The sequence below is a fragment of the Gorillibacterium sp. CAU 1737 genome, from assembly GCF_039888655.1.
Taxonomy (GTDB): domain Bacteria; phylum Bacillota; class Bacilli; order Paenibacillales; family NBRC-103111; genus Gorillibacterium.
In genome coordinates this window covers 173463-186438 of sequence record NZ_JBDQQO010000003.1, presented here as the reverse complement: position 1 = coordinate 186438, position 12976 = coordinate 173463, and the positions used below count along the sequence as shown (strand labels likewise).

Below are 12976 nucleotides of genomic sequence, written 5' to 3'. Positions count from 1 at the left end.
TAGCCCGAGGAGATCCTTTCCTTCCATCACCCGATGGTGATCTTCCCTTCCGGGTACCGGTACAGCTCCTTCTCATGCTTCGGGGTCAATGCAAAAGCGAGCGTGACCGGACCCAGCCGTCCGACGAACATGAGCACCATGAGCAGAATTTTACCGGGGATGCTCAGCTCAGCGGTTAGGCCCATGGACAGCCCTGCTGTCGCATAAGCCGAGGTGGCCTCAAATAAAATGCCCAAGAAGTTGTAGCTCTCCGTTACGGACAGAATCATGGCCGCCAGGATGATGAAGAAGAAGGAGAACAAGGTGAAGGTAATCGCCTTGTAGACCCGGTCCTGCGGAAGGCGCCGCTTGAACATGACGATATCCTGCCGCCCTCTCAGCATGGCGATCACAGCCCCGACCAGGATGGCGAAGGTCGTGACCTTGATCCCGCCGCCGGAGGAACCCGGTGCCGCACCGATGAACATCATCAGAATCGTGAAAAATTGAGTCGCCTGCCGCATCGAGGCAACGTCCAGCGTGGAGACGCCGGCTGACCGCATCGACACGGACTGGAACAAGGAGCTAAGCAGCTTGCCCGGCTCCCCCAACTTTTGGAGTGTCAGCGGGTTCGTGTACTCGAAGACAAGAATGACGAGGGCGCCGAGTGCGATAAGCGCGAGCGATACGGACAGCACGACCTTGCTATGCAGCGTCAGCTTGCGGCGTTTGCGGTAGTGAAGCAAGTCGTCGATTACGATGAAGCCGATTCCGCCAAGGAAGATGAGCAGCATCGTGACGACGTTGACAAAGGGATCGTTCACGTAATGGATCAGGCTTCCCGGACGGCCCGGAAGCATCCCGAACAAGTCGAAGCCGGCGTTGTTAAAGATGGAGATGCTGTGAAAGAGGCCGAAGTAGATCGCTTGATCCGCCGGCATCTCCAGCAGAAATCGACCCGTCAGCAGAAGGGCTCCCACCGCTTCGATCACGAGGGAATAGAGCAGGACGCGGCGGATCAGCCGGACAATGCCCTCCACCGAGCCATGATTCATGGCCTCCTGCAAAATGAGGCGCTCCTTGAACGTGATCCTGCGTTTGAAGGCCAGTGCGATGAGCGTCGCCATCGTCATGAAGCCCAGACCGCCGAGCTGAACGAGCGTGAGCAGGACGAGTTGACCGAAGAGGGTAAAATCCAACCCCGAATTGACCACGGACAAGCCGGTGACGCAGGTAGCCGAAGTCGCCATGAAGAGGGCATCGATGAACGGCAGTTCTCCGTCCTGCTGCAGGGCGATTGGCGAGTTGAGCAGGAAGGCTCCGATGAAGATGATGACAAGAAACCCCAGGGCCAGCACCTGGGGAGGATGAAGACGAGCCAGGCGGAAAGACCGGGCAATCGCAGACCGTTTCAAGATATCGGTTCCTTTCCGGTTCATTCAATCGAACGCTTTCCAGCCCATTGTATAAGTCTCTCTCGGGAAAGTAAAGATGGGAGGTCCCTCTGTGGAACAGCCGCTAATTGACCCCGAAGCCGTAATCCAGAAGCTTGCGCGTCTCCTCAAATCGGGCTTCCGGCGTCGAGGCGCCCATCACCACGGTGACGAGTCGCTTCCCTTCTCGACTGGCCGTACCGGCGAAGCAGTACTTAGCGGCCGTGGTGTACCCTGTCTTCAGCCCATCGTTGCCTTGGAAGCCGAATCGGCCGCCGGGAAGCATTTCATTCGTGGTCGGCAGCACCACTTCACCCCCCTTTAGGCTGGCGGTAAGCTCGCTCGTCACCTCAAGAAGCTCGGGGTACGTGTCGATCAAGGCGGCTGCCAGCACCCCGGCATCCCTTGCCGACATGCGGTTGTCTTTGCCGGGCGGCTCCGGCGACACTTCCGCAATGTCCTTCTGTCCGAGTCCCGTCGCATTGTAAAACACCGTATCCTCCAGCCCGAGCTCCTGGGCTGCCTCGTTCATGTTCTTCACAAACACCTTCTCGCTTCCCGCTGCATATTCGGCGAGCGCCACAGCGGCATCATTTGCCGAATGGACGGCCATCGCCGCGAACAGGTCGCGCACCGTCCAGCGTTCTCCCTCCTCTGCTCCCATCCCCGCTCCGGGAACCTGTGCGGCATAAGCGCTGACCGGGACTTCATCCGACCAGTCGATCTCCCCAGCCGCAAGCTTGTCCAACAGCACATATTCCGTCATCATCTTCGTCAAGCTCGCAGGAGGCAAAGCCTGATGGCTGCTCCGCTCATAGAGCACCTTGCCATCGGTCATGTCGAACAAGAAGACAGAGCCGGCGTCCAGTCCTTGGAGGCTCTCCGGCGTCCCGGCAGGTTCCGCGAATGAGGGGAGACGAAGAGACAGCCCGCATTCTTTGACAAGGACAAAGATCCCCAGTGCGATCAGAAGTACGGCCAACCAACGTTTCATAACCTCTCCCATCCCTTTCTCTCTCAATTGGATGGGATCAGTATAAAAGGCCGACTTTAAGCCCCCTTTAAGAAACCCTTAAGATTTCTTAAGCTGCTGGTTGTCTAGAAGCGGCAGTCGAAACCGGAATACGGTTCGCCCCTCATCACTCTGGGCCTCGATGCTTCCTCCATGTCCTTCAATGATGCCTTTGGCGATCGCAAGGCCGAGCCCGGAGCCGCCCGTGTGCTCGCTTCGTGACTTCTCCACGCGGTAGAAGCGGTCGAAGACATACGGGAGGTCAACGGAAGGAATCGGGTCTCCGTAATTGATGATCTCGGCGACGGCGGTCTGCCCTTCCCGGCGGACCGTCATATCGATGAACTTGCCGCTCTTGCCGTAATGCATCGCATTGGAGAGCAGATTCTCGAAGACCCGGGTAAGCTGGCGAGCGTCTCCCAGCACCTGCAGCATTCCGGCGGGACGGGACATCCGCCCTTCCATCCCCTGCTCCAGGAGCGATAGCCGATATTCCGTAAGCAATTGGCCCGCGAGCTCGGCAAGGTCGATCGGATGCCGTTCGCTGGGCAGCTGCCGGTTCTGCATCCGCGTGTAATCGAACAGATCGCGGATCAGTTCGTTCAGACGAACCGCCTTCTCGTTTGCGATGGCTACATAATGCCGGAGCTCCACCTCGTCGCGGTACCGATCCTGATCCACCAGCTCCAAATACCCCATGAGCGAGGTGAGCGGCGTTCGCAGGTCGTGCGACATGTTCGTGATGAGCTCGTTCTTGGTCTGCTCCGCCCTTCTCTCCTCCTCCAGCGAAGCATGCATGCGCCGAACAAGTCCATTGATGCCCCGGGCCAGGTCCGTGAGCTCGTTATTTTGCTGCACCGGGATCGTCTCGCGCACATCCCCCGAGGATACGCGCTCCACCGAGCGCAGGATTTTGCCATAATAAAGATACCTCGGCAGATTGAACAGGCACATGAACACGATGACCAGAGCCCCCGCCATCAGCGGGACGATGATGCGAACACCGCCCAGACTATTCACAATCTGGAACAAGCGCAGTGAAGGGTAGCGGTACGCCATACGGATTACGGCGTCATAGATTCGGTCGAAGAAGGAGAGAAAGACCACCGTCAGCAGCATGCTCGCAATGAGCTGCAGAATGAGTCGGCGGATCATTTTGCGTGCAGGATTACCCATCGATCTTATACCCCACTCCCCACACCGTGACCAGAATGCGCTCGCGCATCTCGCGCTCCAGCTTGTCTCTGAGGTTGCTGATGTGCACCATCACGGTATTGTTGGAATCAAAATAGTGCTCCTGCCACACCTGGCGAAAGATGGCCTCCGCACTCAGCACACGGCCGGGCTGGCTTGCCAGCAGATGCAGAATAGCGAATTCCTTCGAGGTCAAATGCAGGTTCCGGCCGTTCACCTCAGCGCTGTGTGTCCTACTGTCGATCACGAGCGGGCCGATGCGGATGACCCCTTCCGGATGCGGCTCCTGCCGGTTGTATTGGTAGGCTCTCCTTAGAAGAGACTTGATGCGGGTCACCAGCTCCAGCGGATGAAACGGCTTTGCGAGGTAATCATCCGCCCCCGTCATCATCCCGGCGATCTTGTCCATCTCCTCGGACTTGGCGCTGAGCATCAGGATCGGGAGAGACCGTGTTTCCCGTACCCTCCGGCAAAATTCCATGCCGTCCATCCTCGGCATCATCACGTCCAGCACAATGAGGTGGAATTCCTCATACGCGAGTGCTTCGAGGCCTTCCTCCCCATTGCCGGCCATAACGCACGTCCAGCCCTCATGCTCAATATAAATACGAACGAGTCCGGCGATTGCCGGATCATCGTCCACGATCAGAATCCGGTAGTTCATCGTCTATTTCTCCTTCAATCCTGCGGGTTTTCCCGTTTGCTCCCCCTACTATACCCAATAAAATCCTTCCCTGTCCTGCTCTCGCTCCATTCTTAAGAAATCTTATGATGTTGTGTCTTCCAGCCCATTCCCATATAATATTGAAAAAAGGGGGGTGATTGAGTTGGAAAGTTGACGCATACATTTCTAGAGTCAGCGTTTCATCCATCACTCAAGAATCCCGGAGGTGAATGTCCTTACCCGCGTGCGGGGAGGATGACAGGTTGGAAGATGGTCTAACAATTTTATGGAATCTTATTTTGGTTTTGGCGCTCGTTCTGTTGAACGGGTTTTTCGTGGCAGCAGAATTCGCCCTGGTTCGGGTTCGTGCCACCCGCTTGTCGGAGCTCGCAGGAGCCGGTAACGGCCAGGCAAAGGTAGCCCTGCATGTCGCATCCAAGCTGGATGCGTATTTGTCTGCGTGCCAGCTCGGTATTACCCTCGCTTCCCTCGGCCTCGGTTGGGTAGGGGAACCGGCGATCGCCGATCTGATCGTCAAACCGATCATGGAATGGGCGAATGCGCCCGAGTCCTTCATCCACCCCGTTTCCTTAGGGGTCGCTTTTGCTGTCATCACCTTTCTTCATATCGTCCTCGGAGAACTTGCTCCGAAATCCATCGCCATTTTTCAGGCGGAGACCACTTCCCTTTGGCTGAGCGCGCCGCTCCTCTGGTTCTATCGGTTGATGTACCCGATCATCTGGCTTCTGAACGGCGCAGCCAACACCATTCTGCGCTGGATCGGCATCGAGCCAGCAAGCGAGCATGAAGCGAGCCACACGGAAGAAGAAATCCGCATTCTCATGAAGGAAAGTCAGAAGGGCGGCCATATCGACCAAAACGAGCTGACCCTTGTCGAAAATATCTTTGAATTCTCCGAGCGGCTGGCCCGGGAAGTGATGATCCCCCGGACCGTCGTAGAATGCTTATATGCCGAGCTTCCGTTTGAGGAAAACCTCGCTTCCGTCATGGAGACGCGCCATACTCGCTACCCGGTCGTCTTCGAAGAGAAGGACAACGTCCTCGGATTTGTTCTCTCCGCAGACGTCTACAACGCCGCACTGACCGAAGATCGCGCCGTCATCAAGCTTGAGCCGATGATTCGCCCGGTTCCCCACATCCCGGAATCGATGGAAATCAGCCAGGTGCTGAAGGTTATGCAGCGCGAACGCGTCCATATGGCCGTGGTCGTCGACGAGTACGGCGGCATGGCCGGGATCATTGCCATGGAGGATATCCTCGAGGAAATCGTGGGGGACATCCATGATGAATGGAAGGAAGAGCGACCCGAAGTCGAGGTCTTTGATTCGTACACCTCGGTGGACGGCCGCTTCCTCATCGACAAGCTGAACGACCTGTTCCACCTCGACATTGAAGACGAAGAGGTCGACACCGTCGCCGGCTGGGTCTACCAGCAGTTGGAGGAGAAACCGCGTGTCGGCATGCAGGTGCTGTACGACGGCATCATCTTCGAGATTGCCGAGCTCGACAACCTGCGAATCGAACGCGTGACCATTCACGCCCTTCCTTACCACGAAGAATTGCTCGAGGACGCATCCGGCTGACGAACGTAAGCTGCTAGAGCCCTCCTCCTGCAAAACCGAACAGCCCTTTCCCGGAATCGAGCATGGAACGCATGCTCTAGCCGGGAGAGGGCTGTTTTGCTTGGGACCGATCGGTTCACATTGGGTTCAAGGTCTTCTGTCGCCTCGCGTTACTCTGCTTCGGCAGCGGCTGCGGCGATCGTTACCGGCAGCCTGCCGCGGGCGGGTACTGCTCCGACCAGGACGCGGGCAAGCGATTCCATCGCTTGCGGGCGGTTCTCATAGGCCGCCAGATAGGTCGGAATGGCAGGGAACTCATTCAGGTCGTACGGGTTCCGCGTGGAGACCACCACGAGTCTAATTCCGGATTGAGCAGCCAGCCTCTTCACGAGCTGCACCTGGCCCTCGGGAAGGCGGGAAACCGGGTTGTGGGTGGCCACCACGACCTGGGAGTACCCCTCCGCCTCCTTGAGAAGCTCGCGAACGACCGCTTCGGCCGGATCGAGGCCGAGGCGTACCTCATGCACCTTCGCCAAGTACGACTGCAGTGCGGTGCCGAGCGTAGCTTCCTGCTCGATGACCTCGACAACCTGTGTGGCTTCGCGCGGCTCCGCCCAAACAACCAGCGTGGGCTCATGGAGACGAAGCGGCAGGTTGCCGGCGGTGTCCTTCACCAGCGTAATGCTCCGCTCGCTGGCTTCCCGCACCGTTTGCCAATCTTCCTCGAGGCCAAGCCTTTTACCCACTTCCTCCACCCGCACGGAAGGCGGCTGCTCCATGCCTCGTCTCTCCTTGAGAGCCAGGATGCGCTTGACGGACTCCTCGATCCGCTCCTCGGACAGGCGGCCCTCGCGCACCGCGCGGACCACTGCCCGAATCGCCGCGCGCTGCTCCTCCAGCGTATGGCTGACCAGGACGACATCGACACCCGCCTCAATTGCAAGCACCGCTCCCTCTGCCACACCGAAGTGGCGGGAAATCGCGTGCATCTCCAGACAGTCGGAGAAGATGACGCCGTCATAGCCGAGCTCCCCGCGCAAGAGCCCCGTCACCACGTTTCGCGACAGCGTCGCAGGCAGGGGCTCCGACTCAAAGGCGGGGAAGATCACATGCGCGGTCATGACCGCATCCGTTCCTTCGGCGATCGCCTGACGAAACGGTGCGAGCTCCACACGCCGGAGCCGCTCCGTGTCATGGGCGATCCGCGGCAGCCCGTAATGGGAATCAAATTCCGTGTCCCCATGACCGGGGAAGTGCTTGACGGTAGCGGCGACTCCCGCTTCCTGATAGCCGCGTACTGCGGCCGTGCCCAATTCCCCGACGAAAGCCGGGTCCTCCCCGTAGGAGCGAACGCCGATGACCGGATTGAGCGGGTTGTTGTTCACATCCAGACAGGGAGCAAAGTTCACGTTAATGCCAAGCAGTCGAAGCTCCCGCCCGCTGATCTTTGCCGTCTCGTAAGCAAGCCGGGTGCTGCCTGCTGCACCTAAGGCCATAGCGCCTGGGGTGAGCGTGATGTCGCGGTCGATTCGCGACACCATTCCGCCCTCTTGGTCAATGGCGATCATAAGCGGAGGGACATCCGCCCCGGCTTCCGCATTCTTTTCTTGAAGCAGGCGGGACAGCCGGGCAGTCTGCCCGGGGTCCCCGATGTTCCGGCGAAAATAGATGATGCCGCCAAGTCCCTCGTCACGGATCAAATCCAGAATCCCCTCGGTTGGCGTCAGCCCGTCAAAGCCGGCCATCACCAGTTGCCCTACCTTTTGCTCCAAGGTCCAGTTCTTGCTAGTCCACATGCTCTTCACCTTCCGAATCTCGAATCTCGATCTCGCTAAAGCGCTTTCTTCAAATGCGGGAGGAAGCCCCTTGAAAAAAGGAATCTCTTAGACAATTTCTCCTTCTGGCGCTCCGTTCCTGTTCCTGGCTAGGTATCAATCGAAATAAAAAACCTCCCGCAAGGAATGCGAGAGGTTTCGAGCAGCGGCAGGGTCGCCGGTCTGCCTGTATTCAAAGGAAATCGGGCGGGTGCCTATCGAGCGGTTTTGGCCGCAGCCTTCGCCTTTTTCTTCGGCTTGCCCGTCGGCGGCAGGTGCTTGATGCTCTTCAGCATCGGCCCTTTGCAGATGGGGCAGGCTTTGTCATCGGGCAGGAACTCTTCCCGAACCCAAGCTTTGCAGTCCGAATCCTTGCAACGGTAGATCGGTGTTGCTTCTAATGCTGGTTTCTCTGTTGCTTCTTCTGTTAAACCCACGTGACTTCCTCCTCATGATGGTAAGCAAAGAGCCTCTATGCCCTTTCTTGGGAAAGCAAAGGCGGACGAAGCGCGCGGCTCCCTCCACCCGTGCAAACCTTATCCTTTCTCCAGCGCCGGACGGCCGTGGAGAAAACAACCCGTAGAGCGTGTTTGCAAACCCGTACCAGGCCGATTCCGGTCATGCCATGGGTTTGCAAACACGCTCTACGCATTATATAGGCCTGACGGAGACAATTCAAGTATTGACAAATCAGCCGAAAAAGCATTCATCCCAGCTATTCCCAAGGGGACTCGGTGCTCAGATGCTCCGCGAACCGCTTGCTCTCCGATCGCCGCTGCTTCCTCATCTCGGCCCTGCGCTCGGCCGCTTCGAACAGCGCGTGCTCCTCCTTGGACTCCGGAATGACCCGCGGAACCTGAAGGGGCTTGCCCTCGTCGTCCAAGGCGACGAAGGTCAAAAAGGACGTCGCGGCAATGCGGCGCTCTCCCGTCTTCAAGTCCTCGGTCACCACCTTGACGAAGACCTCCATCGAGCTTCTCCCCGTCCAGGTGACATACGATTCCAGCGCCACCGAATCCGTCATGCGAATGGGGTACAGAAAATCCACCGAGTCGGCGGACGCCGTCACCGTCGTTGCCCGGCACAGCTTCGCAGCCGAGATGGAGGCGATATCGTCGATGTACGACATCAGCTTGCCTCCGAACAGGGTATAATGGTTATTTACATCAAAGGGAAAGACTCTGGATATTTTGTAACAGCGTGTCTCCCTCACATATTTCGCTTCCATGGTCGACTCCCCTTCTCTCGCTTGCGTGCTTCCTGCCCTTCATTATACCTCAACCGCCTCAAATCAAAAGAGAGGCAAACTCTTTGTCGAAAATAGCCGAATGCGGCCGAAAATGAGTTATTTTTTCCATTTTTGGCCCTTTTCCAGTACGCTTCTTAAATAAAATCTGTTATAGTTAAGCTGTGAAATTCACTTTGCCGCAAGTGAGGGAGCCTTATGAAAAATACCGGAATGGTCCGCAACCTGGACAGCTTGGGCCGAATCGTCATCCCGACCGAGATCCGCATGACCAGAAACATCGAGATCGGGGATCCGCTGGAGTTCTTTATCACCGATGATTACACCATCGTGATGCGAAAGTACAAATCCACGGAATGCGCATTTTGCCGCCGGCTGGACACCGTTACTTACTACCATGAGCAATTCATCTGTTCCACTTGTCTTGAAGAGCTGAAGACCGGCCAAGTGTCCGCCGTCTACAAGCCGACTCCCGTCCGCCGCGAAACCGAACCTTCCGGCCGCAAGCGCGGCAAAACCTCCGAGATGCTGGAGCGGCTGAGACAAGCCTTCGCCGACCATCCCGGAGCAAGTCAGAAAGACCTGGCCGCCAAGCTGGGCATCAGCCAAGCCCGCATCAGCCAGCTAAAGAAAGAGCTCAAGCTCTGAAGACTCCCACACACGAAGCGTCGATTAGCAATCGGCGCTTTTTTCGTTTCACATAAAGACAAGAAGACTCTCATCGCCTGCGGCAATGGGAGTCTTCGGTAAAGTCCGATCAACAACCGGATCGGTCTATCTTCTGCCTCACTCACGAGAGGAAAACCCGGATGCTTCCACCGTGATGACAGCATCCCCGTCGATCTCGCGGATCAGACGGATGACCTCTTGCTCCTCGGAGCGTGTGACGAAGAAGACGAGTGTCGCGTCTTCGGGCTGCTTCGTTCTTCCCGGAGCCGCGACGGCCACCTCGCGGTCCAGTTCCTGCTCCAGCATGGCCCTTACCATACGGGGCCAGCTGCTCTCCACGTGAAGCTTGCGCGTGGAGCGAGAACCTTGCATGAAGAAGAACATGGCAATAAAGGCGAGGCCGAACAGCACGAGACCGTGAATCACGGAGTCCAGATGGATGGGGATGCCGAACAGCGTGATGTCCGCCGCTTCATTCCACATCGCGGTTGATGGAGCCAGAACGGATTCGTCTTGCATGAGCATACCTCCTCGTTTCAATGATGGGGCTTTCAGCAGCCGCATAGAGCGGAATGCTTCCCGTCATGATCCGGTAGGAGGCTATTAAATGTATCGGGAGGAAACCTGAAGGGGCAGCAGGAGTGCCCGGAGCCTCAACCCTGTGGATGCCGTTCTCCGGCCGAACCTCAAGATGGTCGACACCAGCGGGTGGACCAGCCAAGCGGCAGCTACGAGCAGCAGGGCGGGTAGCGTCTTGCCGTAAAAGAGCTGCTGCTTGCCGGGAAGAAGCTTCGCCTTGGGCATCGCCGCCATGGAGACGGCTCCCTCCCCCTGCGTCATTCTGGAGTAGGGGGAATCCGGCTGCTCCGTCAACGAAGGAGTGGGATACGCGAACAGGAAAAAGGCAGCAAGCAGCAGCCAAGCAATAGCGCGAGGCGAGCGAGTGGCCGATTTCATCTTATGCGATCCCTCCTTTGCGGGCAGGTCTTGCTTTCAGGATACCATACTCCCACCGCCAGACCAACCCGGAGTAGAGTAAGAAATGCCCTATGAAGGAACAGCGGCCCTTTTTCTCTTTCCTTCATTATACGGTTGGAGCGGGTCGATCGTGTGCGCGCTGTCCATCCTTGGGTGTTACGCCATTCTTATTGAAGTCCTTTCATGATTTTATCGGCATCCTGTTGGGTCATCTTTCCGGCCGCCACCAGCTCCTTGCAGAAGGATTCGGCTGCCTTGCGCAGCTCCTCCTTGGTGAGATAATGGCCGAGGTCCTTTTGCTCTCCGTTATCAAGAGTAACGATCAAGCCATAGGACGCTCCGACTTCCACGTTCCCCTCATCATAGGACAAGGTAATGTCATCCCCGCCGTCCACCGTTTTCGAAATCTTCTTACCTTCTCTGATCTCCTGAAGCTGCTGCTCGTAAAGCTTGATCGCTTCATCAACACGCTCTTGTGTCCAGACATACCATCCATCCGTGGGATTCCAGCCCTTTTCGCCGATGATGTTCTTTAGGGCTTCCTTTTCCTGATCCAGCCACGCCTTGTAGTCTTCATACGTCCACCACACTACATCCGGCGTCGGGTACTTGGCCGCGAATTCCTCGTCTGTCAGAGCCGCCCAGGTCTTCCCTTCATCCCAGCTGTAATAGGTTTTCCCATCCGTTTTGTCCGTGTACGAAAACAGGGCTGCTGATGCAACAGAAGGCTCTGCCTTTGGGACCGTCGCTTGATCCAGCCCTGCTTGGGTCTTTTCCCGTTGCCCCTGTTGCTCTTGGGGAGTTGCTGACGCAGCGGAGGTGGCAAAGATAGCAGGAATCCCGACTGCGAGGGTGAGGGCAAGCAGGATTCCCGGTAGAGAGGGTTTCTTTCCTTTCATAATGGACACGATCCTTTCCTCAATGGCATTTTTGCTGAAATGGCTGGAGAGGGGACTGGGCCCGCTCTTGGCCTCTTCCATGTTGACCAGAACGGTGGCATAGAACGATTTCATCGTCTGGCCGAAGGACCGCACCACCGCTTCGTCACAAGAATGCTCGATATCTCGATTGGCCAATCCAACCATCATCCATACAAAAGGGTTAAACCAGTGTACACATCCCGCAGTCGTCAGCAGCAGTTTTTTCAAGGTGTCGAAGTTCCGGATATGTACGAATTCGTGCATCAGGATATAACGCAGCTTTTCTTCATCTGCCCAGTTCGTATTCTTTGGCATCAGGATCACAGGGTGAAAAACTCCATAGGTGAGCGGCGCCTTGATCCGGTCGCTTTGCCGAATCTGCACCGGCCGCCGCAAGGGATGCTCCCTCAGCCATCGATCGGCAAACGCATCCTCAACCGGAAGTGAGGTTTGATATTCCCTGCGACACTTGATGTACGCAACCAAAAAGAAGATCGCACAGGCACATACTCCAACCAGCCATATCAGGACCATTGGCGATTGAGAAGAATCGGGCGCAGGGCTGCCAACCAGATCACTTGCGCTTGGCGGTTGGAAGCCCGCCCGGAAGCCCGCCTTAATCGGTTGAATTCCTTCTGCCGGGAGACTCGCAGGAGAGCTTAAGCTCAACCTATCCTTGAGCTTCTCTACCCCTGTGTAGAGGCTGATGCTTGCAGGAGCCTTAAATGGAATGAGCAAGCGGCAGACCACAACCCCCCACAAGATGAGAAACGTCTTCTTGGGCAGCTTGTACAGAGCAAGGGCTCGAACGATCACAATGACCACAATCAGGAGAGAAGCCGTCAAACTCATTTCCACAATTCCCATACGGAACGCCTCATTTCAATTGATGAACAAGCTGCTTTAGCCTTTCAATCTCGTCCGTTGACAGATTCTTTCGGCTTAAGAGGGAGGCAAACAACAGATCGGCCGAGCCGTCAAACACCTTATTGATCAATTCTGTTGTTTCCTTCTCCTGCACCTGTTCCTTGGGAATGAGGGCATGACAGAGGAAATTCGGCTCTCTGCGCTCAATTGCCCCCTTCGCTATGCATCTTTTGATCAGTGTATAGGTCGTGTTCATGTTCCATCCCACTTGCTCCTTGAGAAGATCCGAAATCCTCTTGGCTGTCGTATCTCCTTCCTTCCAAAGGACATCCATTACCTTCAACTCGGAATCAAACAGCTTATTCTCCATAGCTCCTCCTCACTACTGCAGTCGTCTGGTGACAATTCCATACTACTTCAGTCGTTTGTCATTGTCAACACTACCCGAGTAGTTTCATGCTGTCGCTCTCGAATTTTGAGAAAACGCTGCCAATCGAGCGGGGAGTGCGTTTCTTTTTCCCGAATTCCCCTCTCCCGAATGTTCACAGCAGGGTAAGTAATGGTATGATGGGGTTACAAGCATGCGGATTCCCCCGGTTCTCCCGGGCTAAAAGGAG

Annotated in this window: 13 protein-coding genes; 2 read left to right on the top strand and 11 right to left on the bottom strand. The window is 56.6% G+C overall.

Annotated elements, in window-relative coordinates:
- Positions 1–26 precede the first annotated feature (26 nt).
- From AAFN83_RS08250 to AAFN83_RS08235, 4 genes are all read right to left on the bottom strand, one after another.
- Positions 27–1418, bottom strand: a complete 1392-nt coding sequence (locus tag AAFN83_RS08250) for a TrkH family potassium uptake protein (RefSeq protein WP_347768513.1) — start codon at positions 1416–1418, stop codon at positions 27–29.
- A 79-nt stretch (positions 1419–1497) separates the two neighbouring features.
- Entirely contained in the window at positions 1498–2406 is a 909-nt protein-coding gene (locus tag AAFN83_RS08245; RefSeq protein WP_347768512.1) for a D-alanyl-D-alanine carboxypeptidase family protein, read from the bottom strand.
- Between the two features lie 78 nt (positions 2407–2484).
- Positions 2485–3600 carry a sensor histidine kinase gene (locus AAFN83_RS08240; protein ID WP_347768511.1) on the bottom strand — a complete coding sequence of 372 codons (1116 nt, stop codon included), beginning with the start codon at positions 3598–3600 and terminating at the stop codon, positions 2485–2487.
- On the bottom strand, positions 3593–4282 hold the full coding sequence (locus AAFN83_RS08235; protein WP_347768510.1) for a response regulator transcription factor: 690 nt from the start codon (positions 4280–4282) through the stop codon (positions 3593–3595). The genes AAFN83_RS08240 and AAFN83_RS08235 overlap by 8 nt, the downstream gene beginning before the upstream one ends.
- Before the next feature lie 263 nt (positions 4283–4545).
- Here AAFN83_RS08235 and AAFN83_RS08230 point away from each other — a divergent pair, with 263 nt between their 5' ends.
- Positions 4546–5886 (top strand): hemolysin family protein, encoded by a 1341-nt coding sequence (locus AAFN83_RS08230; protein ID WP_347768509.1) that lies wholly within the window; start codon positions 4546–4548, stop codon positions 5884–5886.
- Between the two features lie 149 nt (positions 5887–6035).
- Here AAFN83_RS08230 and nagZ read toward each other — a convergent pair whose 3' ends face one another.
- From nagZ to AAFN83_RS08215, 3 genes are all read right to left on the bottom strand, one after another.
- Positions 6036–7661 (bottom strand): beta-N-acetylhexosaminidase, encoded by a 1626-nt coding sequence (gene nagZ / locus AAFN83_RS08225; RefSeq protein WP_347768508.1) that lies wholly within the window; start codon positions 7659–7661, stop codon positions 6036–6038.
- Positions 7662–7894: 233 nt separating this feature from the next.
- Complete coding sequence (locus AAFN83_RS08220; protein WP_347768507.1) at positions 7895–8116, bottom strand: cold-inducible protein YdjO-related protein; 222 nt, start codon at positions 8114–8116, stop codon at positions 7895–7897.
- 278 nt (positions 8117–8394) lie between these two features.
- The gene (locus tag AAFN83_RS08215) at positions 8395–8907 is read right to left on the bottom strand and encodes an acyl-CoA thioesterase (protein WP_347768506.1); all 513 of its coding nucleotides are present in this window, start codon (positions 8905–8907) and stop codon (positions 8395–8397) included.
- 216 nt (positions 8908–9123) lie between these two features.
- On the opposite strand from AAFN83_RS08215, the gene AAFN83_RS08210 reads away from it, so the two are divergent.
- Positions 9124–9573 carry an AbrB/MazE/SpoVT family DNA-binding domain-containing protein gene (locus tag AAFN83_RS08210; RefSeq protein ID WP_347768505.1) on the top strand — a complete coding sequence of 150 codons (450 nt, stop codon included), beginning with the start codon at positions 9124–9126 and terminating at the stop codon, positions 9571–9573.
- Positions 9574–9711: 138 nt separating this feature from the next.
- Here the strand turns inward: AAFN83_RS08210 and AAFN83_RS08205 are convergent, their stop codons facing one another.
- From AAFN83_RS08205 to AAFN83_RS08190, 4 genes are all read right to left on the bottom strand, one after another.
- Positions 9712–10113, bottom strand: a complete 402-nt coding sequence (locus AAFN83_RS08205; protein ID WP_347768504.1) for a hypothetical protein — start codon at positions 10111–10113, stop codon at positions 9712–9714.
- An 84-nt stretch (positions 10114–10197) separates the two neighbouring features.
- Positions 10198–10551 carry a hypothetical protein gene (locus AAFN83_RS08200; RefSeq protein WP_347768503.1) on the bottom strand — a complete coding sequence of 118 codons (354 nt, stop codon included), beginning with the start codon at positions 10549–10551 and terminating at the stop codon, positions 10198–10200.
- Between the two features lie 188 nt (positions 10552–10739).
- The gene (locus AAFN83_RS08195; protein ID WP_347768502.1) at positions 10740–12359 is read right to left on the bottom strand and encodes a M56 family metallopeptidase; all 1620 of its coding nucleotides are present in this window, start codon (positions 12357–12359) and stop codon (positions 10740–10742) included.
- A 10-nt stretch (positions 12360–12369) separates the two neighbouring features.
- Entirely contained in the window at positions 12370–12729 is a 360-nt protein-coding gene (locus AAFN83_RS08190) for a BlaI/MecI/CopY family transcriptional regulator (RefSeq protein WP_347768501.1), read from the bottom strand.
- Positions 12730–12976 lie beyond the last annotated feature (247 nt).